Source organism: Mycobacterium sp. M23085, assembly GCF_045343915.1.
GTDB lineage: Bacteria > Actinomycetota > Actinomycetes > Mycobacteriales > Mycobacteriaceae > Mycobacterium.
Genome location: NZ_CP174280.1, coordinates 1,303,497 through 1,326,090 on the forward strand (window position 1 = coordinate 1,303,497; position 22,594 = coordinate 1,326,090).

The 22,594-nt window shown below is 69.5% G+C and carries 19 protein-coding genes and 1 pseudogene; 5 read left to right on the plus strand and 15 right to left on the minus strand.

What is annotated here, in order from left to right:
• Positions 1 to 50: 50 nt before the first annotated feature.
• Entirely contained in the window at positions 51 to 2,558 is a 2,508-nt protein-coding gene (locus tag ACIUM1_RS05695) for a DNA translocase FtsK 4TM domain-containing protein (RefSeq protein WP_406816270.1), read from the minus strand.
• A 167-nt stretch (positions 2,559 to 2,725) separates the two neighbouring features.
• Between ACIUM1_RS05695 and ACIUM1_RS05700 the strand changes: the two genes are divergently transcribed.
• The 3 genes from ACIUM1_RS05700 to ACIUM1_RS05710 are packed head-to-tail and all read left to right on the plus strand — an operon-like array spanning position 2,726 to position 4,748.
• Positions 2,726 to 3,040: a putative quinol monooxygenase gene (locus ACIUM1_RS05700; RefSeq protein ID WP_406816271.1), complete on the plus strand. Its 315-nt coding sequence runs from the start codon at positions 2,726 to 2,728 to the stop codon at positions 3,038 to 3,040.
• Entirely contained in the window at positions 3,040 to 3,870 is an 831-nt protein-coding gene (locus ACIUM1_RS05705; protein ID WP_406816272.1) for a mycofactocin-coupled SDR family oxidoreductase, read from the plus strand. Before ACIUM1_RS05700 ends, ACIUM1_RS05705 begins: the two co-directional genes overlap by 1 nt.
• A 5-nt stretch (positions 3,871 to 3,875) precedes the next feature.
• Entirely contained in the window at positions 3,876 to 4,748 is an 873-nt protein-coding gene (locus ACIUM1_RS05710; RefSeq protein ID WP_406816273.1) for an SAM-dependent methyltransferase, read from the plus strand.
• Here ACIUM1_RS05710 and ACIUM1_RS05715 read toward each other — a convergent pair whose 3' ends face one another.
• The 9 genes from ACIUM1_RS05715 to ACIUM1_RS05755 form a co-directional block, all read right to left on the minus strand.
• Positions 4,749 to 6,425: a ribonuclease J gene (locus ACIUM1_RS05715; protein WP_406816274.1), complete on the minus strand. Its 1,677-nt coding sequence runs from the start codon at positions 6,423 to 6,425 to the stop codon at positions 4,749 to 4,751.
• A gap of 19 nt (positions 6,426 to 6,444) precedes the next feature.
• Entirely contained in the window at positions 6,445 to 7,347 is a 903-nt protein-coding gene (gene dapA / locus ACIUM1_RS05720) for a 4-hydroxy-tetrahydrodipicolinate synthase (RefSeq protein WP_406816275.1), read from the minus strand.
• A 71-nt stretch (positions 7,348 to 7,418) separates the two neighbouring features.
• Positions 7,419 to 8,171, minus strand: a complete 753-nt coding sequence (gene thyX / locus ACIUM1_RS05725; protein ID WP_406816276.1) for an FAD-dependent thymidylate synthase — start codon at positions 8,169 to 8,171, stop codon at positions 7,419 to 7,421.
• Positions 8,172 to 8,309: 138 nt separating this feature from the next.
• Positions 8,310 to 9,386 (minus strand): restriction endonuclease subunit S, encoded by a 1,077-nt coding sequence (locus ACIUM1_RS05730; RefSeq protein WP_406816277.1) that lies wholly within the window; start codon positions 9,384 to 9,386, stop codon positions 8,310 to 8,312.
• Positions 9,383 to 10,789: a type I restriction-modification system subunit M gene (locus ACIUM1_RS05735; protein WP_406816278.1), complete on the minus strand. Its 1,407-nt coding sequence runs from the start codon at positions 10,787 to 10,789 to the stop codon at positions 9,383 to 9,385. Before ACIUM1_RS05735 ends, ACIUM1_RS05730 begins: the two co-directional genes overlap by 4 nt.
• Positions 10,789 to 12,021 carry a winged helix-turn-helix domain-containing protein gene (locus tag ACIUM1_RS05740; RefSeq protein ID WP_406816279.1) on the minus strand — a complete coding sequence of 411 codons (1,233 nt, stop codon included), beginning with the start codon at positions 12,019 to 12,021 and terminating at the stop codon, positions 10,789 to 10,791. The genes ACIUM1_RS05735 and ACIUM1_RS05740 overlap by 1 nt, the downstream gene beginning before the upstream one ends.
• A gap of 49 nt (positions 12,022 to 12,070) precedes the next feature.
• Positions 12,071 to 12,709 carry a cell division protein DivIVA gene (locus tag ACIUM1_RS05745; protein ID WP_406817549.1) on the minus strand — a complete coding sequence of 213 codons (639 nt, stop codon included), beginning with the start codon at positions 12,707 to 12,709 and terminating at the stop codon, positions 12,071 to 12,073.
• 111 nt (positions 12,710 to 12,820) lie between these two features.
• On the minus strand, positions 12,821 to 13,396 hold the full coding sequence (locus tag ACIUM1_RS05750; RefSeq protein ID WP_406816280.1) for a dihydrofolate reductase: 576 nt from the start codon (positions 13,394 to 13,396) through the stop codon (positions 12,821 to 12,823).
• A complete protein-coding gene (locus ACIUM1_RS05755) occupies positions 13,393 to 14,193 on the minus strand; it encodes a thymidylate synthase (RefSeq protein ID WP_406816281.1) in 801 nt (266 codons plus the stop codon). The genes ACIUM1_RS05750 and ACIUM1_RS05755 overlap by 4 nt, the downstream gene beginning before the upstream one ends.
• A 97-nt stretch (positions 14,194 to 14,290) precedes the next feature.
• On the opposite strand from ACIUM1_RS05755, the gene ACIUM1_RS05760 reads away from it, so the two are divergent.
• On the plus strand, positions 14,291 to 15,040 hold the full coding sequence (locus tag ACIUM1_RS05760) for a dienelactone hydrolase family protein (RefSeq protein WP_406816282.1): 750 nt from the start codon (positions 14,291 to 14,293) through the stop codon (positions 15,038 to 15,040).
• Here the strand turns inward: ACIUM1_RS05760 and ACIUM1_RS05765 are convergent.
• The 3 genes and pseudogenes from ACIUM1_RS05765 to ACIUM1_RS05775 form a co-directional block, all read right to left on the minus strand.
• Entirely contained in the window at positions 15,029 to 16,243 is a 1,215-nt protein-coding gene (locus ACIUM1_RS05765; RefSeq protein ID WP_406817550.1) for a glycosyltransferase, read from the minus strand. The genes ACIUM1_RS05760 and ACIUM1_RS05765 overlap by 12 nt on opposite strands.
• A 150-nt stretch (positions 16,244 to 16,393) precedes the next feature.
• Positions 16,394 to 16,537 (minus strand): annotated as a pseudogene (locus ACIUM1_RS05770) (acyl-CoA dehydrogenase); the annotation flags it as partial.
• Positions 16,538 to 16,559: 22 nt separating this feature from the next.
• Entirely contained in the window at positions 16,560 to 17,342 is a 783-nt protein-coding gene (locus ACIUM1_RS05775) for an SDR family oxidoreductase (protein ID WP_406816283.1), read from the minus strand.
• A 134-nt stretch (positions 17,343 to 17,476) separates the two neighbouring features.
• Between ACIUM1_RS05775 and ACIUM1_RS05780 the strand changes: the two genes are divergently transcribed.
• Positions 17,477 to 17,806, plus strand: a complete 330-nt coding sequence (locus tag ACIUM1_RS05780) for a PE-PGRS family protein (protein WP_406816284.1) — start codon at positions 17,477 to 17,479, stop codon at positions 17,804 to 17,806.
• 12 nt (positions 17,807 to 17,818) lie between these two features.
• On the opposite strand, the gene ACIUM1_RS05785 is transcribed toward ACIUM1_RS05780, so the two are convergent.
• Both ACIUM1_RS05785 and ACIUM1_RS05790 read right to left on the minus strand, forming a co-directional pair.
• On the minus strand, positions 17,819 to 21,046 hold the full coding sequence (locus ACIUM1_RS05785) for a carboxyl transferase domain-containing protein (RefSeq protein WP_406816285.1): 3,228 nt from the start codon (positions 21,044 to 21,046) through the stop codon (positions 17,819 to 17,821).
• On the minus strand, positions 21,043 to 22,575 hold the full coding sequence (locus ACIUM1_RS05790; RefSeq protein ID WP_406816286.1) for a class I adenylate-forming enzyme family protein: 1,533 nt from the start codon (positions 22,573 to 22,575) through the stop codon (positions 21,043 to 21,045). The genes ACIUM1_RS05785 and ACIUM1_RS05790 overlap by 4 nt, the downstream gene beginning before the upstream one ends.
• Positions 22,576 to 22,594 lie beyond the last annotated feature (19 nt).

Genomic DNA, 22,594 nt, shown 5'->3' on the forward strand with positions numbered 1-22,594 from the left:
ATCGCACGGGACGGGCGATAACAGTGCGACTCTGCGTCTGCTCGGCGCCACTACTCGTCGGGGTCGCTGCCGTCGGCGTCGCTTCCGCCCCGGATCAGCGCCAGCGTGCCGGCCAGTTCGTCGGGCTTGATCAGCACCTCGCGCGCCTTGGAACCCTCCGACGGCCCGACGATGCCGCGGGTCTCCATCAGGTCCATCAGCCGGCCGGCCTTGGCGAAGCCGACCCGCAGCTTGCGCTGCAGCATCGAGGTCGAGCCGAACTGGCTGGACACCACCAGCTCGACGGCCTGCAGGAACACGTCCATGTCGTCGCCGATGTCGGGATCGACGTCGGTGCGTTCCCCGGTGGGCTTGGCGGTGGTGACGCCCTCGGTGTATTCGGGTTCGGCCTGGTCCTTGCAGGCGGCGACGACGGCCTGGATCTCCTCGTCGGTGATGAACGCGCCCTGCAGGCGGATCGGCTTGCCCGCGCCCATCGGCAGGAACAGACCGTCGCCCATGCCGATCAGCTTTTCGGCGCCCGCCTGGTCCAGGATGACGCGGCTGTCGGTCAGCGACGACGTGGCGAACGCCAGCCGGGACGGCACGTTGGTCTTGATCAGGCCGGTGACGACGTCGACCGAGGGCCGCTGGGTGGCCAGCACCAGGTGAATGCCCGCGGCGCGGGCCTTCTGGGTGATCCGCACGATGGCGTCCTCGACGTCGCGCGGCGCCGTCATCATCAGGTCGGCCAGCTCGTCGACGATCGCCACCACATACGGGTAGGGGCGGTATTCGCGCTGACTGCCCAGCGGCGCGGTGATGGCGCCGGAGCGGACCTTCTCGTTGAAGTCGTCGATGTGCCGCACCCGGGAGGCCTGCATGTCCTGGTAGCGCTGCTCCATCTCCTCGACCAGCCAGGCCAGCGCGGCCGCGGCCTTCTTCGGCTGGGTGATGATCGGGGTGATCAGATGCGGAATGCCTTCGTACGGCGTGAGTTCCACCATCTTCGGGTCGATCAGGATCATCCTGACCTCTTCCGGGGTGGCCCGCGCCAGCAGCGAGACCAGCATCGAGTTGACGAAGCTCGACTTACCGGAGCCGGTGGAGCCGGCGACCAGCAGGTGCGGCATCTTGGCCAGGTTGGCCGAGATGAAGTCGCCCTCGATGTCCTTGCCGAGCCCGATCACCAGCGGGTGGTGGTCGCGCCGGGTCGACGGCGCGGTGAGCACGTCGGCCAGCCGCACCATTTCCCGATCGGTGTTGGGCACCTCGATACCCACGGCCGACTTGCCGGGGATCGGGGCCAGCATGCGCACGCTCTCGGTGGCCACCGCGTAGGCGATGTTCTTCTGCAGCGCGGTGATCTTCTCGACCTTCACCCCCGGCCCCAGCTCGACCTCGTACCGAGTGACGGTCGGCCCGCGGGTGCAGCCGGTGACGGCCGCGTCCACCTTGAACTGGGTCAGCACCTCGGTGATGGCGTCGGCCATCACGTTGTTCGCGGCGCTGCGTTTCTTGGGCGGATCCCCCGCCACCAGCAGGCTGAGCGAGGGCAACGTGTAGGGGCCCTCGACGACCCGGTCCAGCTCCATCGTGTCGTGCTTGTCCGCCGAGCGTCCGCGCTTGCGGCCCCGCGCGGCCTGCACAGCGGGCTGCACGGCGGGTTCGGGCACGGTGGGAATGTCGTCCTGCAGCGCGGCCTGGGCATCGTCGTCCGGCGACCACGCCGGCGCCTCGTCCGGGGCAAAAGACGCCTCGTCGTGGTTGTCGCGGTCCGCCTCGGCGTCATCGAACTCGTCCGCATAGTCGTAGGGCTCGTCGTCGTAGTCCTCGTCGACGAACCGCGTGTGGAACAGGTTGCGCATCACCACCGGCACCTCGCGGATGGTGGTTCCGGTCAGCAGCAGCAGGCCGAACATGAAACCGATGAACAACAGCGGCGCGGCGATCCAGGGCGTGAGCCCATCGGACAGCGGGCCGCCGATGGCGAAGCCGATGAACCCTGCCGCGCGGCGGCGCGCCTCGGGGTCCCCCGGCGACCCCGACCACAGGTGCCGCAGACCGAGAACCGACAGCGTGATCAGGCTGGCGCCCAGGATCAGCCGTGGGCGCACGTCCGGGTTGGGCTCGGTGCGCATCAGGGTCACCGCCACCGCGGCGGTGACGACCGGCAGCGCCAGCACACCCGCGCCGATGAAGGTCCGCAGCAGCGTGTCGACCCAGGTGCCGACCGGTCCGGCGGCGTGGAACCACGAACTCGCGGCGACCACCACCGAAAAGCCCAGCAACAGCAGCGCGATGCCGTCGCGGCGATGCCCCGGGTCGATGTCGTGGGCCCGGCCGATCGACCGGGCCGCGCCGCCCGTCCCGCGGGCCGCCATCAACCAGACGGTGCGCGCGGCGCGACCGCAGGCCAGGCCCGCCGAAACCAGCGGCGCCTGATTACGCCGGCGGGCGGGCTTGCCGACCTTCTTGCGGGGCGCCGCCGGGCGGGCGCCTCGGGACCGGGCAGTCCGCGAAGCGGCCTTTGACCTGCTCGTTCGGCTTCCGGAGCGGGCGGCGGTCTTACTGGGCATGACGGCTAGGGTAGTCGCAACGACATCATCTACACCACCCGCCACACTGGTAACGGTTCGGCTTCTCCGGATGGGGCGGATCGGCCGGTAACACGCGTGAGTAGGGTGACATTCGGTTGCCAGAAGTCGTGCTCGTCACCCCCACACAGCGCCCCAGGAGGCCATCAATGCCCGTTGTCGTCGTTGCCACCATGACTGTCAAACCTGACTCGGTCGACACCGTTCGCGACATCCTCACCCGGGCGGTCGAAGAAGTGCACGACGAGCCGGGCTGCCAGGTCTATTCGCTGCACCAGTCGGGCGAGACCTTCGTCTTCGTCGAGCAGTGGGCCGACGCCGAGGCGCTCAAGGCGCACAGCACCGCGCCGGCGGTCACCAAGATGTTCACCGCGGCCGGCGAGCACCTGGACGGGGCCCCCGACATCAAGATGCTGCAGCCGGTGCCGGCGGGGGATCCGGCCAAGGGACAGTTGCGGCCCTGATGGCCCGCTCGTCGCAAGGCCCCCTGCGGGGCAAGGTCGCCTTCATCACCGGCGCGGCGCGCGGCCAGGGACGCGCGCACGCGATGCGACTGGCCGCCGACGGCGCGGACATCATCGCCGTCGACCTGTGCGACCAGATCGCCAGCGTCCCCTACCCGCTGGCCACCCCCGACGACCTGGCGGCCACGGTGAAACTGGTCGAGGACACCGGCGCTCGCATCGTCGCCAGGCAGGGCGACGTCCGCGACCGGGCATCGCTGTCGGCGGCGTTGCAGGCGGGCCTGGACGAGTTCGGCCGCCTGGACATCGTCGTCGCCAACGCCGGCATCGCCCCCATGCAATCCGGGGACGACGGCTGGCACGACGTCATCGACGTCAACCTCACCGGCGTCTACAACACCATCAAGGCCGCGATACCCACCATGGTCAAGCAAGGCACCGGGGGCTCGATCGTCCTGATCAGTTCGAGTGCCGGGCTGGCCGGGGTGGGCAGCCCGGACGCCGGATCCGTCGGCTACACCGCCGCCAAACACGGCGTGGTGGGGTTGATGCGGATCTACGCGAATCTGCTTGCCGGGCAGATGATCCGGGTCAACTCGATCCATCCGTCCGGCGTCGAGACCCCGATGATCAACAACGAGTTCACCCGCGAGTGGCTGGCCAAGATGGCCGCCGCGACGGATACGCCGGGCGCCATGGGCAACGCCATGCCGGTGGAGGTGCTGGATGTGGAGGACATTGCCAACGCGGTGGCGTGGCTGGTGTCCGACCAGGCGCGCTACATCACCGGTGTGACCTTGCCGGTCGATGCGGGATTCTTGAACAAGTAGCCGTCATGGCACGAAATCCGGTTGCACAGACGGCATTTGGTCCGATGGTGCTGGCCGCCGTCGAGCAGAACGAACCACCCGGCCGGCGCCTGGTCGACGACGACTTCGCCGAGCTGTTCCTGCCCGCGCCGCTGCGGTGGCTGGTCGGGGCGACTCGGTTCGCGCCGGTTCGCCGGCTGATGATCCGGGCGTCGGAATTCACCGGTCCGGGATTGTGGGCGAACCTGGCCTGCCGCAAGCGCTTCATCGCCGACAAGCTCAAGGAGTCACTCGACGACATCAACGCCGTCGTCATCCTCGGGGCGGGCCTGGACACCCGTGCCTACCTGTTGACGCGGCGGGTCCGCATCCCGGTGTTCGAGGTCGACCTGCCGGTGAACGTCGCGAGGAAGTTCAAAACGGTGCGCCGGGTGCTCGGAGAGCTGCCGCTGTCGGTCCGGTTGGTGGCGTTGAACCTCGAGCATGACGACCTGCTCACCTCGCTCGCCGAGCACGGCTATCGCACCGACTACCGGGTGTTCTTCATCTGCGAGGGCGTCACCCAATACCTCACCGAGGCGACCGTGCGGCGCACGCTGGACGGGCTGCGCGCGACCGCACCCGGTAGCCGTTTGGTGTTCACCTACGTCCGTAGGGATTTCATCGACGGCAGCAACCGCTATGGCACCCGCACGCTGTACCGCACCGTGCGCCAGCGGCGGCAGCTGTGGCATTTCGGCCTGCAGCCCGACGAGGTCGCCGCGTTCCTCGGCGAGTATGGCTGGCGGCTGGTGGAGCAGGCCGGTCCCGACGAGCTCGCTGCTCGCTATGTCGAGCCGACCGGGCGCAAACTCAAAGCCTCGCAACTGGAGTGGTCGGCCTACGCCGAGAAGATCTGACTAGACCTCGATGACTGTCGGCACGATCATCGGCTGCCGCCGATAGGTCTCGCCCACCCACTTGCCGACGGTGCGCCGCACGCCCTGGGCGATGCGGCTCGGATCGGTGATGTTGTCGGCCGCCAGGGCTTCCAGCTCCGCCTCCACCCTGCGCACGGCGGGCTCCAGCGCCTTTGGATCTTCGGAGAATCCGCGCGACTGCAGGTGCGGCGGGGCGACCGGGCGTCCGGTGCCGCGCGCCACCACCACGGTCACCGCGACGAAACCCGACGACAGAATGAGCCGCTCGCCCAAGGTGATGTCGCCGACGTCGCCGTTGATCAGGCCGTCGACGAACATCTTGCCGACCGGCACCGCGCCGGCGATGGAGGCCTTACCCGCGACCAGGTCGACACTCACGCCGTTCTCGGCCAGCAGGATCGACTCCTCCGGCACGCCGGTGCGCGCCGCCAGTTTGGCGTTGGCGCGCAGCATGCGCCATGTCCCGTGCACGGGCATGACGTGGCGCGGCCGAATGCCGTTGTACAGGAACAACAGTTCCCCGGCGTAGGCATGGCCCGAAACGTGTACGCGCGCTTGAGCATTGGTGACGACGCGGGCCCCGATCTTGGCGAGCTCGTCGATGACGCCGTAGACCGCTTCCTCGTTGCCCGGGATCAGCGACGACGCCAGCACCACCAGGTCACCGGCGGTCAGCGTGATGCTGCGGTGCTCCCCGCGCGACATCCGCGACAGCGCCGACATCGGTTCGCCCTGGGTGCCGGTGGTGATCAGCACCACGCGGTCGGCCGGCATCATCTCGGCGGCGCCGATGTCGATCACGTCGGAGTCCGCCACCCGCAGGAATCCGAGTTCGCGGGCAATGCCCATATTGCGCACCATGGATCGGCCGACGAACGACACCCGCCGACCCAAAGCGACTGCCGCATCGATGATCTGCTGCACCCGGTCCACGTTGGAGGCGAAGCACGCCACGATGACGCGGCCGTCGGCGCCGCGGATCAGCCGGTGCAGCGTCGGGCCCACTTCGCTCTCCGACGGCCCGACCCCGGGATGCTCGGAATTGGTTGAGTCGCAAAGGAACAGGTCCACCCCGGCATCACCGAGCCGGGACATACCGGGCAGGTCGGTCGGGCGGCCGTCCAGGGGCAGCTGGTCGAGCTTGATGTCACCGGTGTGCAGCACGGTTCCCGCGCCGGTGTGCACGGCGATCGCCAGCGCGTCGGGGATGGAGTGATTGACGGCGAAGTATTGGCATTCGAACACGCCGTGGCTGCTCTTCTGGCCCTCGGCTACCTCGACGAACACCGGCTTGAGCCGGTGTTCGCGGCACTTCGCGGCGACCAGCGCCAGGGTGAATCTCGAACCGACCACCGGGATGTCGGGGCGCAGCTTGAGCAGGAACGGAATTCCGCCGATGTGGTCCTCGTGGGCGTGGGTAAGCACCAGCGCCTCGATGTCGTCGAGCCGGTCGGAGATGTGGCGCAGGTCCGGCAGGATCAGGTCGACGCCGGGCTCGTCGTGGGTGGGGAACATCACGCCGCAGTCGATGATCAGCAGTCGGCCCAGATGCTCGAAAACCGTCATGTTGCGGCCGATTTCGCTGATCCCGCCAAGAGCGGTGACCCGCAACCCTCCTGTGGCCAAGGGGCCTGGCGGGGCGAGGTCTACATCCACTTCTCGGAAACTCCTCGAGTCACCGCAGCACCGAGGCCGCACGCATATCGGCGGCCAACGCGTCGAGTTGTTGTGGTGTTGCCGGCATTTGCGGCAACCGCGGATCGCCGACGTCGATGCCCTGCAGGCGCAGGCCCGCCTTGGACATTGTCACCCCGCCCAGCCGGCCCATCGCGTCGCACAGCGGGGCGACGGTGGCGTTGATCTTGCGGGCTGTGGCGACGTCCCCGGAGTTGAAGGCCGACAACATCTCCCGGAGCTGCCCGGCCGCCACATGCGAAATCACGCTGATGAATCCGGTGGCACCCATGGCCAGCCACGGCAGGTTCAGCGCGTCGTCGCCGGAGTAGTAGGCGAGGCCGGTTTCGGCGATGATCTGGCCGCCGCTGTGCAGGTCGGCCTTCGCGTCCTTGATCCCGACGATGTTCGGGTGGGCGGCCAGCGCGCGGATGGTGTCGGGCTGGATCGGTATCACCGAGCGTGGCGGGATGTCGTAGAGCACCACCGGCAACTCGGTCGCGTCGGCGACGGCAGTGAAGTGCGCGATCAGCCCGCTCTGGGGGGGCTTCGAGTAGTACGGCGTCACGACCAGCAGCCCGTGGGCGCCCTCGGCCGCGCAGGCCTGGGCCAACCGGACGCTGTGGGCGGTGTCATAGGTGCCGGCGCCGGCGATGACGCGGGCCCGGTCGCCGACGGCCTCCAGCACGACGCGCAGCAGCTCGCGCTTCTCGTCGTCGGTGGTGGTCGGGGACTCGCCGGTGGTTCCGGAGACCACCAGGCCGTCACAGCCGGCGTCGATCAGATGATTGGCCAGCTGCGCGGCGGTCGCGGTGTCCAGGGAGCCGTCCGGACGAAACGGTGTGACCATCGCGGTCAGCACGGTTCCCAACCGCGCTGGGGCGTCGAATCCGACCGTGCTCACGGTGTTCAGGTTACCTGGCGGCGGCAAGGCATTTTGCATCCACGTAGACGCGCGGTGCCGCGCGTCGCGCGTCAGGCTTCGGTGGCCAGCGGGCTGGTCGCGACCTCGGTGCCGTCGGCCAGGGTGGATATCTCGAAGTCGGCGAACACCGCGGGTGCCACTCCCGCCAGCCGGCGCAGGCACTCGATGGCGAGCCGCCGGATTTCGACGTCGGCGTGCTCGCTGGCGCGCATGGCGATGAAGTGCCGCCACGCGCGGTAGTTACCGGTCACGACGATGCGGGTTTCGGTCGCGTTGGGCAGCACGGCGCGGGCAGCCTGGCGGGCCTGCTTGCGGCGCAGCACCGCATTCGGTTGGTCGGCGAATTTCGCTTCCAGTTTGGCCAGCAACTCGGTGTAGGCGGCGCGGCTGGCGTCGGCGGCCGCGGCGAGGATCTGCTGCAGTTCCGGGTCGTCCTCCATGCCCGGCGGCACGACGACGTGCGACTCCTTCTTGGGGACGTAGCGCTGCGACAGCTGCGAATAGGAGAAGTGCCGGTGCCGGATCAGCTCGTGGGTGCACGATCGCGAGATGCCGGTGATGTAGAACGACACGCTGGCGTGTTCGAGCACCGAAAAGTGCCCGACGTCGATGATGTGCTTGATGTAGCCGGCGTTGGTCGCGGTCCTGGGGTTGGGTTTCGACCAGCTCTGGTAGCAGGCCCGGCCGGCGAACTCGACCAGCGCGGGGCCGCCCTCGGCGTCGGTGTCCCAGGGCACGTCCGGGGGCGCCAAGAAGTCGGTCTTGGCGATCAGTTGCACGCGCAGCGGCGCGATCTCGGCCACGGCGCTCACCTTAGCCCGACGACGATGCGCGCCACGGAGTGGCGCGAGGAGAAGCCGGGCAATCAGCCTGAGCCCGGCGACGATGCGCGCCACGGAGTGGCGCGAGGAGAAGCCGGGCAGTCAGACTGAGCCGGGCAGTCAGCCTGAGCCCGGCGGCGCGGCGTCGCTGACCCGCACCTCGCCGCAGACCAGCCCGGGCAGCAGCGCATCGCGGAATTCCGACAACCGCGCGCTTTCGGCGCGGCGCGCATGGCCCAGCGCACCCAGGCCGGTGATGGTGCGCAACACCGCCGGGCTCAACCTGCGCACGTCGGGCACCCGTACGTCCAGCAGGTCACGGGGCCGGATTCGCTGGTGGCTGCCCGATGTTCCGGCGACCCGTTGCTGCAGCCGCCGTGCGACATCCGGTTGCCGCAGCGCCGACCACAGCGCCGAGGAATCGATGCCCGTTGGGCGCAGCACGACGAACTCCGTGCTGGCCAGCGCCATTTCCGGCGGTAGGCTGACCACATTCCAGATCCGCGGGATCCGCGGGTTCAGCTTGGCAAACAGGACGCACGGCGCGGTCAGCAGCAACTTGGCGCTGCGCACCGCCCCGGCGCCGACCAGGCGGGGTTTCGCCCCGTCGTCGAACGCCGGCAGGCTGAAGTGGGCGAGGCGATCGGCGAACTCGCTGACGTTGCGGGTCGCCGTCGAGCGGGTGGCCAGGCACGACAGCGGCGCGCGACCCGGCGCCGATTCGGCGAGGGCGACCATCAGGCGTTCGGACGCCTCGATCACCCGGTCGTTGGCGGCGATCTTGTCGTCGAGGGCACCGAGCAGTTCGGCGATCCGCCGCCGTTGCCGCGCCGCGACGGTCCGCACCGAAACGTCGTTGAGGACCCGCTGGTTGAGCAGGGCTTGCCCGGACCCGGATCGGTGATCGGCCAGCCGACAGGTCTGCAGGGCGTAATACCAGTACCGGGTCTCGCGCGGGTCCTTGGCGCGGCACACCAGCGCGTTCTCGGTGACCCAGACATCGGCGTCGCAATAGCGCAGGCTGCCGCAGTAGGACCCGACGCGGCCGAGGACGATCAGCGGCCCGGTGAAATTGTGTTCGGTGGCGTAACCGATCGCCCCGTTGGCGCCGTAGACGGGGACGCGCCCGTCGGGCGTCCGCCGCGGTGCGCTGCTTCCGGTGCTGAAGTCGAGGTGCTCGCCCAGCACGGTCTTCACCGCAGCCGCTCCACCTGCCGGCGCACCAACGTTTCCGCGCGGCTCGATTCGTCCAGCGCGGCCAGCAGGTCATTGGCCAACCGCGCGATCTTGTCCCCGACCGGCTCACCGTCGTCCGGCGCGGCCGGTGGGTCCACGTAGCGTCCGGGCGTCAGCGGGTAGCCCGCGGCCTTGATGTCGTCCAGCGGAACGGACCGACAAAAGCCCGGAACATCTTGGTAGGTAAGGCCTTTGCCGAGGGCCGACGCCGCGCCCGACCACGCGTGGTAGGTGTGGGCGATCCGGGCGATCTCCTCGCGGGTCAATGCGCGCTCGGTGCGATCCACCAGGTAGCCCAGGCCGCGCGCGTCGATGAACAGCACCTGCCCCGATCGGTGCGCCTTGTCCATGGCGAAGAACCACAGACACACCGGTATCGCGGTGCTGCGAAACAGCTGTGCGGGCAGCGCGACCACGCACGACACCAGGTCCGCATCGACGATCCTGGCCCGGATGCTGCCCTCGCCCAACGCGTTCGACGACATCGAACCGTTGGCCATCACCACGCCGGCCTTGCCGCCCGGGGCCAGTTTGGACAGAATGTGTTGAATCCACGCGTAATTGGCGTTGGTCGCGTGCGGCACGCCGAATCGCCAGCGCGGGTCGTCCTCGTCGCGGGCCCAATCCTTGATGTTGAAGGGCGGGTTGGCCAGCACATAGTCCATCTGCAGCTCCGCGTGCTGGTCGATGACGAACGTGTCGGCGCACCGCGCGCCCAGGCCAGAGTTGTCGATGCCGCGCACGGCGAGGTTCATCTTCGCCATCCGCCAGGTCTGCTCGACACTCTCCTGTCCGTAGACGGCGACGTCGGTGGGGTCGCCGTCGCGCTCGGCGATGAAGTGTTCGGTCTGCACGAACATCCCGCCCGAACCGCAGCACGGGTCATAGACCCGGCCGCCGGCCGGTTCGAGCACCTCGACGAGCAGCCGCACCACGCTGGCCGGGGTGAAGAACTCGCCGCCCCGCCGCCCCTCCGAGCGGGCGAACTTGCGCAGGAAATACTCGTACACCTCGCCCATCAGGTCCCCGGGCCGCCCGCCGGCATCGCCGAAGCGCGCTTGGTCGAGCACGGTCAACAGCTCGGCGAGGCGGCGCCGGTCGAGGTTTTCGTACAGCCGGGGCAGCGTCCCGGCTAGCGCCGGGTTCGCCGCCATCACGGCGTCCATGGCCTCGTCGGCCAGCCGGCCCAGGTGCGCGGATGTTACGTTGTCCGCCAACACTTTCCAGTGTGATTCGGAGACGTGTTTGAGGAACACCAGCCCCAGGATCACGTCCTTGTACTGACCGGCCGACAGGGAGCCGCGCAGCTTCTCGGCCGCCTTCCACAGCGTGGCCTCGAGCTCCTTGGACGTCGGCGCCGTCATCAGCTGACCCGCTTGGCCGCCGCACGCAGCTCGCCGGACAGATCACCGCGCGCTGCGACGCTGAATCCGCCCAGCCCCAACCAAGACGCCATCGACCCAAGTTCACCGGCCAGTGCGGCGGCGACGCGGGCCTTCGGCGCATCGGGCTCGCCGAAGGCGCCCAGGACACGCAGCGAGTTGGCGGCCCGGTCGGCCTTGAGGTCGACCCGCGCCACCAGCCGCCCGTCCATCAGCAGCGGCCACACGTAGTAGCCGTACTGCCGCTTGGCGGCCGGGGTGTAAATCTCTATGCGGTAATGGAATTCGAACAGTCGCTCGACGCGCGGGCGAAAGAAGATGAGCGGGTCGAACGGGCACAGCAGCGCGGTGCCGCGGTCGGCGCGGGGCACCGCGCGGCCCGCGCGCAGGTACGCCGGTGCGGGCCAGCCGTCGACGTCGACCGGCTCGATGTCGCCTGCGGCCACCAACGCGGCGATCGCCGGCTTCACCTGGGCGGCCGACAGCCGAAAGTAGTCGCGGATGTCCGCCTCGGTGCCTACGCCCAGCGCGGTGGCGGCCCGCAGCGTGAGTTCGCGGATCGCCTCGTCGTCGTCGACCTCGCGGGCCAGCACGGCGGCCGGCAGCACCCGCTCCACCAGGTCGTACTGTCGGGCGAAGCCCACCCGGGTGGCGGTGGTGAGCACCCCGGCGGAAAACAGCGCCTCGGCCACCCACTTGGTGTCGCTGCGGGTCCACCACACCTTTTTCGGGTGCCGTGCACCCGGTCGCGGCTCGGCAGCCAGATGCGCTTCGATCTGCCCCGCGGTGCTGGGCCCGAGCTCGGCGACGGCGGCGACGATCTCGTCGGCCAGCCGCGGGTTGGCCTTGACGATGTGGGTGCCCCACCGGCCGTGCCGGTACTGGCGCATCCGCCAGCGCAGCAGCGGCCAGTCCTCAACGGCCATCAGCGCGGCCTCGTGCGCCCAGTATTCCACCAGCAGCCGCGACGACCGCGGGCCCCAGGCGGCGCGGTCGAGCACGGCGCGGTCGTAGGGGCCGAGCCGGCTGAACACCGGAGCGTAGTGTGCCCGCACCGCCACCGAGACCGAATCCAGTTGCAGCACTTGGATTTTGGAGATCAGCCGGTTCAGGTGCGCCCGGCTGACCTCACCACCGGGCCTTGGGCCGTTAAAACCTTGGGCCGCAACGGCTATCCGCCGCGCTTGGGCGGGCGATAGCCTGCGGGTCGACACGCGCCGAGAATACCTGCCCGCTAGGACAGTCTTCGGCGATGACGCGAGGTCAGCTGGCGCCGACCGGTTCCTTTGCCGGTTTGCCTTGTTGCTCGTACGCCGATTCGAGAGCGGCCGGAACCGCCCCCAGATCGCGGTAGACGCCCATCAGCTGCTCGAGAATCTTGATTCGCTGCCGGCTCGCCTCTTCCACCGCACGCCGGGCCTCCTCACGGTCCCGGTCGGCGCGCTCCTTGGCCTCGGCGAGCAGCTGCTCACGCGCCTGCTGGGCGTCGGCCCGCAGGCTGGCCAGTTCGGCCTCGAGCTTTTCCTTGGTCTCCTGGTACTCGGCTTCCAGGGCCTTTTGCTGGGCGGCCATGTCGGCGAGCACCTCGTCGCGCTTTCGCTCCGCGGCTTCGGCCTCGGCCTCGGCCGCCGCGATCAGCGCATCCGCCTCGGCGCGCGCCTCGGCCTGCATCTCGGCCACCTCGTCGACAGCGCGGCTCAGCATTTTCGCCATCCGCTGCTGCACGGCGTGCGGCGACGGCGAGGTGTCGGTCAGCACGGCAACTTCCTTGCGCAGCGCGGCCGTCTGGTCGCCGGATTCCTGCAGCCTGGCCCGTAGGCTCTCGACGTCGTCAAGCAGCAGCTGCTGCTTGGTGGTCAGCATCTCGATGTGCGCATCGACCGCGGCCGCGTCGTAGCCCATGAATTTTCGAGAGAACGTCTTCACGGGTTCGGTTTTCACTGCCAATTCCCCCTTCACTCCAAACGCCGGGTTCACCCTGTGCGACCGACCCCCGCGTCCGAGTATGTCAGGTCAGGGCGTGGGCGCCAGCGGGTGCGCGGCTGCCCGGCGGTAGCTGTGGAAGCGGTACCGCAGCCCCGAGCGGCTGGCCAGCCACTCCCCCGTTTCCCCCACCCAGGCGTCGTCCAGCGTCGGGGCCAGCGCATCGTCGTCGTCGCGGCGCAGATCGATCTCGATCTCGGTGATCTCGCAGCGGGTGGCGTACGGCAGCGCCAGCAAATAAATCTGTTCTCCGCCGATGACCCACGTCTCGGGCCCGCCGTCGCCGTGGGCGAGGGCCTCCTCCAGGGTCCCGGCCACCCGCGCCCCCTCCGCGACGAAGCGGGCGTCGCGGGACAGGACGACATTGCGCCGGCCCGGCAGGGGGCGCACCTTCGCCGGTAACGACTCCCAGGTCCGCCGGCCCATGATCACCGGGTGGCCCATGGTCACCTCTTTGAACCGGGAAAGGTCCTCCGGCACGTTCCAGGGGATGCCGCCGCCGCGCCCGATGACGCCGGAGGTCGACTGAGCCCACACCAGACCCACCGTGGAGGTGCGCCGCTCCTCCTCATCGCTTCGCTCCGCATCGTCGCCGGCGCGGCTCATACTGCGACTGGGGCTTTGATCGCCGGGTGTGGGTCGTAGTTCTGGACGACGACGTCGTCGTAGGTGTAATCGAAAATCGAATCCCTGGTACCCAGAACGAGTTGCGGGTATGGCCGGGGCTCGCGGCTCAGCTGCAACCGCACCTGTTCGACATGGTTCTCGTAGATGTGGCAGTCCCCACCCGTCCACACGAACTCGCCGACCGAGAGACCCGCCTGGGCCGCCATCATGTGCGTCAGCAGCGCATAGCTGGCGATGTTGAACGGGACACCCAGGAACAGGTCGGCGCTGCGCTGGTAGAGCTGGCAGCTCAACCGCCCGTCGGCCACGTAGAACTGGAAGAACGCGTGACACGGCGGCAGCGCCATCTGCGGGATTTCACCGACGTTCCAGGCGGACACGATGATGCGCCGCGAGTCGGGATCGGTGCGCAGCAGCTCCAGCGCGGCGCTGATCTGATCGACGTGCTCGCCCGACGGCGTCGGCCAGGACCGCCACTGCACACCGTAGATCGGTCCGAGATCGCCTGTGTCACTTGCCCATTCGTCCCAGATGGTGACACCGTGCTGGTGCAGCCAGGCGACGTTGGAATCGCCGCGCAGGAACCACAGCAATTCGTAGACCACCGACTTGAGGTGCACCTTCTTGGTGGTGAGCAGCGGGAAGCCGGCCGCCAGGTCGTAGCGCAGTTGCTGACCGAACAGGCTGCGGGTCCCGGTCCCGGTGCGGTCGGATTTGGCCGTTCCCTGCTCGAGCACCCGGCGGAGCAGGTCCTCGTAGGGCGTCGGGATCGGCACGCCGTCAGAATAGCGGCGATCGCGAGCGCGGCGAAGCCGGGCGCGGCGGGTCGACGCGGATGTATTCGGTTTCGCGGCGCGGAGTAGAACGGGTGCCATGCCGAACATCATCGACGTCGTCACCACACCCGATGGCACCTGCACGGTGCACCTGTTCACCCCCGACGGTCCCGAATCGCAAGTCCCGTGGACCGGAGTGGTCATGTATCCCGACGCCGGCGGCGTGCGCGACACATTCCAGCAGATGGCCGCCAAGCTGGCCGGGTTCGGTTACGCCGTGCTGCTGCCGGACGTCTACTACCGAACACCGGACTGGGCGCCGTTCGACATGGCGACCGTCTTCAGCGACAACAATGAACGCGCCCGGCTGTTCTCGATGATCGGCAGCGTCACCCCGGACCGGATGGCCGCCGACGCCGGCGCGTTCTTCGACTACCTGGCTGCCCGCCCCGAGGTGATCGGCGAGCGATTCGGGGTGTGCGGCTACTGCATGGGCGGTCGGACGTCGCTCATGGTGGCCGGTCGGGTGCCCGACCGGGTGGCCGCGGCGGCGTCCTTCCACGGCGGCGGCCTGGTGACCGACAACGAGGACAGCCCGCACCTGCTGGCCGACAAGATGAACGCCACGGTGTACGTGGGTGGCGCCGAGAACGACGCGTCATTCACCGCCGATCACGCCGAACAGCTGGACAAGGCGCTGACGGCGGCCGGCGTCGAGCACACCATCGAGTGGTATGCGGCCGGCCACGGATTCGCGGTCCCGGACAACGGACCCTACGACGCCGCCGCGGCCGAGCGGCATTGGGACGCGATGACCGAGTTGTTCGCGTCGGCGTTACCGCGTTAGCGCGGTCATCAGCAGCGTCGCGGCCACCGCGGCGCCGTCGGTGCGGATCGTGGCGGCCACGGATCTCGCCCGGGCGCGGGTCGGGTCGGTCAGCACAGCCTTGAGCGCGGTCGACAGCGACTCAATGGTCGGGCTGGGACCGTCGTGGGCGGCGCCGATGCCAAGGTCGCGTACCCGCCTCGCCCAGTAGGGTTGGTCGGCCCCCTGGGGCACCACCACCTGCGGCGCGCCGGCTAAGGCGGCCGTCGTCGTGGTGCCCGCCCCGCCGTGGTGCACCACGGCGGCGACCCGGCCGAACAGCGCCTGGTGGTTGACCTCGCCGACGGTGAAGCAGTCGTCTCGGTCGTCGATGGGGGCAAGGCCGGCCCAGCCGCGCGAGACCACGGCCCGGCGCCCCTGGCCGCGGACCGCCTCGATGGCCGTCTCCGCGACGTCTTGCGAGGCGCGCATCGGCATGCTGCCGAAGCCCACATAGACGGGCGGTGCGCCGGCGTCGAGGAATTCGGCCAATTCGGCCGGCAGCGGCCGTTCGTCGCGCAGCAGCCAGGCGCCGGTTTGGACCACGTCGAGGTCGCCGGGCTGCCACGGGTCCAGGATCGGATCGGTCGCCAGCCACGGGCAGTCGGTCAGCGCGTAGTCGCGCAGATTGTCCAGCGGCGGCAGCCCGAGTGCCGCCCGGTGACCGTTGAGCGTCGCGCCGAACGATTCCTGCAGGTGCCGCCCGTCGAGTTGCCACAACATCCGGTTGTCGATCATGCCGGGCGGCAACGGCGCGTTGGCGTAGGTCGGCGGCGGGTGGTGCGGCGACGGCAAGATGGTGGGCTGGTAGCTGACGTAGAGGTAGCGGATCCCCAGCTTCTCGCTCACCGATCGGGCCGCCGCGGCGGCCGGCGGGAAGCCGGCCACCACCAGCGCATCGCAGTCCTGTGCCGCGGCGGCCACGGTGTCGAATTGCGCGGCGATCAGCCCGTTCAGGTGCCGGCGCAGGTCCGCCTCCGACGGCATCGCCCCGGTCTTCATCGCGCGCAGCGAGTCGCCGAACGGCAGCAGCGGCACGCCGACACGGGCCAGCAGCTCAACGAATTCGGCGTCGGGCGGCGCGCTCACCCGCGCGTCGACGCCGAGCGCCCGCAGCTGCACCGCGAGCGCGGCGAACGGTTCGACGCCGCCGCGCGAGTCGTACGCCGACAGCAACACCCGCATTCGCGCCACTCCCACCTGCTTGGTCGGCAAACTTTATCGTCGGCCGGGGGTCGAGGCGCGAACCTCGTAGCAAATTCCTGCGCGGCGGGCCGGCTTTCGCCAGCGCACGCATAAAAATCATCGCGAGCTCAAGCGTGGCGGTGCCGGACCTCAAAACGCCGGCAGGTCCGCCAATTCGGCCAGCCGGGCGCGGTGACGGTAGGCGGTGCCGAATGCCAGCTGGTCGCTCTTGGCCCGCTTGAGTTACAGGTGTGCCGGATATTCGAAGGTCATACCGATGCCGCCGTGCAGCTCAGGTCGGCCGCATCGACGGTGGTCATTGCCCGTCGCCGGGTGCGGACCGGAATCCCTGTGCGGCGCCCAGCAACATGCCGCCGTCGATCACCATGGTCTCGCCGGTGATCCAGCTCGCCGCGTCGGACACCAGGAAAGCGACGGCCGCGGCCACGTCGATCGGCTCCCCGATGCGTCCGAGCGCGATCGACGACGCCAGCGGGTCCTCGTGGTCCTTCCACAGCGCCTCGGCCAGCCGGGTGCGTACCACACCCGGGCATATCGCGTTGACCCGCACGCGCGGCGAAAGCTCGAGCGCCAGTTGCTTGGTGGCGTGGATCAGCGCGGCCTTGGTGGCGTTGTACAGGCCCATCGCCGGCGATTGGTGCATGCCGCCGATGGAGGCCGTGTTGACGATGGACCCGCCGTGTTCACCCATCCAGGACTTGACGACGAGCGAGGTCCACAGCAGCGGGGCCCACAGGTTGACGTCGAAGATCTTGGTGAAGCGGGCATGGTCCTGGTCGATCAGCGGACCATAGGCCGGGTTGGTTCCGGCGTTGTTGACCAAGATGTCGACGCTGCCGAAACGCTCCAGCGTGAGCTCGACGCAGCGGCGCGCCGCGTCCTCGTCGACCGCGTGGGCCCCCACCCCGAGGGCCTGCTTGCCCACCTGGGCGGCGGCCTCGTCGGCGGCCTCCTGCTTGCGCGCGGTCAGCACCACATTGGCCCCCGCGGCCGCCAGCTGCTGGGCGGTGGCAAGGCCGATTCCGCGCGACGCGCCGGTGATGATCGCGGTGCGGCCGGTCAGGTCTTGTGAGGTCATGTTGTCAGGCCTTCCGTCGCGGTGAGAGCCGCCGTCTGGACGCGGAGATTGTGGTTGCCGTCGAATTTTATTCGCGACGTTTTGGACACATGTTGAGGTGGTATGCCACGCGCATGTTATCGAAATTGACATTCATGAAACCGCTGGTTGTCGGCGGGGCTGTCGCTGCGGCCATCGCCGCTGCGCCGGTGGCCGCGGCTGATGTCTATGCCGCCGGACCGGCCGCCCACTTCCCCGCCCCGACCCACGTCACCTTCAAGGACGACCCGGGCGGCGGCGGCTGCGACGCGAACGGGAACTGCGGCTCCGGCGGCCAGTTCAACGGCCCCGGCGGCGGTCCGGGCGGCCAGGGCTGCGTGCCCGGCGTCGGCTGCGGCTCCGGCGGGCAGAACGCGGGCCCGGGTGGCATCCCCGGCGGCACCGGCTGTCTGCCCGGCGTCGGCTGCGGCTCCGGCCACGCCTGATCATTCGACCCGTCAGCCTCCCGCGAGCCTGGTGATCCAGGCCCGGGAGGCTGCTGGGTCTATGACGTCGTCCAGTTCGAAGGTTGTGGCCGAGCGCAGCGCCTTGCCGTGCTCGTAGGCCGCGGCCACCAGGCGGTCGAACAGGCTTTGCCGCTCGGCCGGATCGTCGACAGCGGCCAATTCCTTGCTGAAACCGAGCCGCACGGCGCCCTCCAGGCCCATGCCGCCGATCTCTCCGGTCGGCCAGGCGATGGTGAATTGCGGCGCGCGGAACGAACCGCCGGCCATCGCCATCGCGCCAAGCCCATAACCCTTGCGCAGGATGATCATTCCCAGCGGGACCGTCAACCGGGCGCCCAGCACGAACATCCGACCGAACCGGCGAACCGCCGCTTCCTTCTCCGCCTCGGGCCCGACCATGAACCCCGGCGTGTCGCACAGCGAGATCACCGGCAGCCCGAACGATTCGCACATGGCGAGGAAGTCACCGGCCTTGTCGGCCGCCTCGGCGTCGATCGCGCCACCGAGGTGATGGGTGCTGTTGGCGATCAGCCCGTACGGCACTCCCTCGACGCGCACCAGCGCGGTGACGATGCCCACGCCGTAGTCGGGCCGCAGTTCCAGCACCGAGCCGATGTCGACTATGGCCTCGATGGCCCGGCGCACATCGTAGGCGCGTAATCGGTTCTGCGGCACCACATGCCGGGCCAGCCGCGGATCCGGCGCCGCCCAGTCGCTCACGGCGCCCTGAAAGTACGACAGGTATTGCTTGGCCAGTGCGACCGCATGTGCTTCATCCCGGGCGACCAGGCCGACCACGCCGTTGCGGCGCTGCACACCGATCGGGCCGATCGCCTCGGGCGGGTACGCACCGAGCCCGCCGCCCTCGATCATCGCCGGTCCGCCCATCCCGATGTTGGCGTCCGGCGTCGCAATGATCACGTCGCACACCCCGGCCAGCGCGGCGTTGCCGGCGAAGCACCGGCCCGAGACGACCGACACCAACGGCACCTGCCCACTCAATGCCGCCAACATCCGGAAGGTCGGGACGTCCAGCCCGGCGGCGCCGCCGACGTCGGTGTCCCCCGGCCGGCCCCCACCGCCCTCGGCGAACAGCACCACGGGCAACCACTTTCGTGCGGCGAGGTCGAACACCCGGTCGGTCTTGGCGTGGTTGCGCATGCCCTGCGTGCCGGCCAGCACGGTGTAGTCGTAGGACACCACGACGGCCCGCGCCGCGGCTCGGCCGAACCGGTCCGCGCCGATGGTGGCCAGACCGGCGACCAGGCCGTCGGCCGGGGTGTTGGCGATCAGGTCCTCCTCCGAGCGACGGCTGCGTTGCGCCGCGATGGCCAGCGCACCGTATTCGACGAAGCTGTCGGGATCGACGAGGTCGGCGATGTTCTCCCGCGCGGTGCGGCGACCCCGCTCGTGTCGTTTGGCAACCGCGGCTTGACGGCCCTCATCCAGGGTCAGGAAACGCCGGTGCATCACCTCGTCGAGATCGGCGCGCGGTCGGTCGAGATCCATTGCAGCCGAGACGGACTCGCCATCCCCGGTGGCCCTCGTGCGGGTGAAGACCAGCAGTGGGTCTCCGGTCCCGACCACCTGCCCGGGCCGCACCAGGACGCGGACGGTCCGCAGCGCGTCCGGCGCGACGAGCACGTGCTGCATCTTCATCGCCTCCAGCACGACCAGCTGGCCGCCCGCGGCGTATTCGGCTCCCTCGGGCGCCACCTCGACCACGGTGCCGGCCAACTGCGCGCGCAGCACGTCCTCGCCGGGATACAGCTCGATCGCGGCCGCCGGGGGTTCTTGCTGGTGAGATAGCGCGGCTTGGGCCAATTCGGGCAGCTTTTCATCGACGAAACCGGTGCTCACCCAACCGGACTCGATCCGATCGTCGGTGAGCAGCTCGCGCAGGAATCCGAGGTTGGTGTGGACGCCCTCGATGCCGAACTCGGCCAGGGCGGTGCGGGCCTTGCGCACCGCCGCCCGCCAGGACGTGCCGTGCACGCCCACGATGAGCTTGGCAAGCAGCGAGTCGTACTGCGGGCTGATCGCCAGTCCGGCCCGGCCGTACGTGTCGACGCGCACGCCCGGACCGGTGGGCGGGGAGAACACCGCAAGGGTGCCGGCCGAGGGTACGACGGCGAGGTCAGGTCCGAAGGTCTCGGTGTTGACCCTGAGCTGGATCGCGATTCCGCGGCGTGCGGCCGGCTCGCCGATGACTTCGGTTCCGTCGGAAGCGATTCCGGATGGCAGCCCCAGCTGATAGATGGATGCGCCGCCGGCGATCGCCAGCTGGACGGCCACCAGGTCGAGCCCGGTGGTTTCCTCGGTGACGGTGTGCTCGACCTGGATGCGCGGGTTGACCTCGAGGAAGACGAACTCCTCGCCGGTGACCAGGAATTCGACGGTGGCCAGTCCGCGCAGGCCCACGCGGGCGCAGAGCCGCACCGCCGCCTGGTGCAGGGCTCGGCGCAGATCAGCCGAAAGGCCTTGAGCGGGACCGATTTCCACCAGCTTCTGGTAACGCCGCTGGATGCTGCAGTCGCGGTCCCCGACCGCGTGCGCGTGCGTCTGGTGACCGGCCGGCGCGGCGACGACCTGCACCTCGATGTGGCGGGCGTCGGTGAGCAGCGCCTCGGCGAACAACCCGGGATCGCCGAAGCCCAGCCGCGCTTCGGCGGCGCAGCGCTGGTAGGCGTCGTCGATCCGATCGGCGCTGTGCACCTTGCGCATTCCGCGCCCTCCGCCCCCGGCGAGGGCCTTGATCATGATGCCGCCGGCCCGCTCGGCGAAGAACGCCTTGATGTCCTCGACGCTGCTGGGCCCCTCGGTCGCCGGCAGCACCGGGACCCCGGCGGCGATCGCGGCGCCGCGCGCCGAGGTCTTGTTGCCGAGCAGCTCGAGCACCGAGGCGTCGGGACCCACGAACGTATAGCCGTCCGCCGTGCAGGCGCGGGCGAATTCGGCGTTCTCGCTGAGGAATCCGTAACCGGGGTGGATCATGTTCGCGCCGGAGCTTTTGGCCGCCGCCAGGACGGCGGACTGGTCGAGGTAGGCTCGCGGGCCGGCGCCGGGCAGGCCGATCGCCTCGTCGGCCGCGTGCACATGCGGGCTCTCCGCATCATCTTCGGCGTAGACCGCGACGGTGCGGATGCCCAATTCGATTGCGGTGCGGATGATTCTCAGGGCAATCTCGCCGCGGTTGGCGACCAGCAGGCTCGTACTCATCGAAGCGGCTCTCCCCACCGTACCTGCTCGCGGAGTCTGGCCTTGATCAGTTTGCCGCCCGCATTGCGCGGCAGCGCGCTGCCGACCACCGTGACATATTGCGGCACTTTGAAATCGGCCAGCCGGCCGCGGCAGTAGTCGAGCACCGCCGGCACGTCGATCTCGTCGCCGCCGCCGAACAGGACCGCCCCCACCTTCTCGCCCATGACGTCGTCGGCAACCCCGAGCACACAGGCGTCGGCCACATGGGGCGCCGCCAGCAGCACGGCCTCCACCTCGACGCTGGAGACGTTCTCGCCCCCGCGGTTGATGATGTCCTTGAGCCGGTCGACGATGTGCACCCGGCCCGCCTCGTCGACGCGCACCACATCGCCGGTGTGCAGCCAACCGTCCGCGAAGGTCGCGGCGCTGGCCTCGGGCCGATTCCAGTAGCCGGTGGTCACATTGGCGCCCCGGGCCACCAATTCGCCCTCGGTCGGGTCGTCCCCGAACGGGATCACCCCCAGGTCCACCGACGGGACCGCGTAACCGACGGAGTCGGCGTGCTCGACGGCCTCACCATCGGGCAGCACCGTCATCAGCGATGCCGTCTCCGTCATGCCATAGCCGTTGAACACCGTGGCATGGCCGAACGCGTCCTTCACCGACCGCACCAGCGAAGGTGCGATCGGTGCGCCGCCGTAGCCCACCCACCGTACGTTCGACACATCGAGCGCGGCAAAACCGCTGTGCCGCAACAACAATGAGTAGATTGCCGGGACGGTGACCATGACCGAAACACGCTCGGCGGTCAGCGCGTTGAGCAGCGCGTCCAGGTTGAGCGTGGGCATGATCACCGATGCTCCCCCCAGTCGCGCCGCCGCCAGCAGCTGGCTGTTGCAACCCGTCACGTGGAACAGCGGAACCGAGATGAGCGTGCGCATCGCCTCGCCGAGGTCCCGCGGCTGTTGCAGGCAGCGGATCGCGTTCTCGGTGTTGGTCAGGAACGCCTCGTGCGTGGTCGGCACGCCCTTGGGGTGGCCGGTGGTGCCCGACGTGTAGAACAGGGCGGCCGTGTCGGCGAGGCCGAGATGCTCGGTGACGTAGGGCTGCCCGTCGGGCAGCGCGGCGTCCGGCGCCAGATCCACCCCCGCGCCGGAGTCGGCCAGGACGAACTCGACTTCCGGTTGCGCCGACCGCGTATTGACCGCCACCACAACGCCACCGGCCATCACGGTGCCCCAGAACGCCAGCGCCCAGTCGATTCCGGCAGGGTAGCGCACCGCGACGCGATCGCCTTGCTGCAGGCCGCCCGCGCGCAGCCCGCCGGCGACTCGCGCCGCGCGGTCCCAGAGCTGGCGGTATGTCAGCCGTCCCGCACCCAGCTCGACCAGCGCTTCGGCGTCCGGACGAGCGTCGACCTGTGCGGCGAGCATGTCCAGCAGCGTGGCGGGCAGCTCGTCATAGCGCGGGATGCCGTCGCGGCCGCGGGAGACGCCGGTCACCGGGAACGGGTTGTGGCCACGCGGGATTTCGATCACTTCAGGCATGCCCGGTCCTTACTATCGG

Excerpts from the sequence above, each read along its gene's own strand:
- ACIUM1_RS05695 (WP_406816270.1), bottom strand. The coding sequence starts at position 2,558 with ATGCCCAGTAAGACCGCCGCCCGCTCCGGAAGCCGAACGAGCAGGTCA.
- ACIUM1_RS05700 (WP_406816271.1), top strand. The coding sequence starts at position 2,726 with ATGCCCGTTGTCGTCGTTGCCACCATGACTGTCAAACCTGACTCGGTC.
- ACIUM1_RS05705 (WP_406816272.1), top strand. The coding sequence starts at position 3,040 with ATGGCCCGCTCGTCGCAAGGCCCCCTGCGGGGCAAGGTCGCCTTCATC.
- ACIUM1_RS05710 (WP_406816273.1), top strand. The coding sequence starts at position 3,876 with ATGGCACGAAATCCGGTTGCACAGACGGCATTTGGTCCGATGGTGCTG.
- ACIUM1_RS05735 (WP_406816278.1), bottom strand. The coding sequence starts at position 10,789 with ATGACGGCGCCGACGTCCAAGGAGCTCGAGGCCACGCTGTGGAAGGCG.
- ACIUM1_RS05745 (WP_406817549.1), bottom strand. The coding sequence starts at position 12,709 with ATGGGCTACGACGCGGCCGCGGTCGATGCGCACATCGAGATGCTGACC.
- ACIUM1_RS05750 (WP_406816280.1), bottom strand. The coding sequence starts at position 13,396 with ATGAGCCGCGCCGGCGACGATGCGGAGCGAAGCGATGAGGAGGAGCGG.
- ACIUM1_RS05760 (WP_406816282.1), top strand. The coding sequence starts at position 14,291 with ATGCCGAACATCATCGACGTCGTCACCACACCCGATGGCACCTGCACG.
- ACIUM1_RS05765 (WP_406817550.1), bottom strand. The coding sequence starts at position 16,243 with ATGCGGGTGTTGCTGTCGGCGTACGACTCGCGCGGCGGCGTCGAACCG.
- ACIUM1_RS05775 (WP_406816283.1), bottom strand. The coding sequence starts at position 17,342 with ATGACCTCACAAGACCTGACCGGCCGCACCGCGATCATCACCGGCGCG.
- ACIUM1_RS05780 (WP_406816284.1), top strand. The coding sequence starts at position 17,477 with ATGAAACCGCTGGTTGTCGGCGGGGCTGTCGCTGCGGCCATCGCCGCT.
- ACIUM1_RS05785 (WP_406816285.1), bottom strand. The coding sequence starts at position 21,046 with ATGAGTACGAGCCTGCTGGTCGCCAACCGCGGCGAGATTGCCCTGAGA.
- ACIUM1_RS05790 (WP_406816286.1), bottom strand. The coding sequence starts at position 22,575 with ATGCCTGAAGTGATCGAAATCCCGCGTGGCCACAACCCGTTCCCGGTG.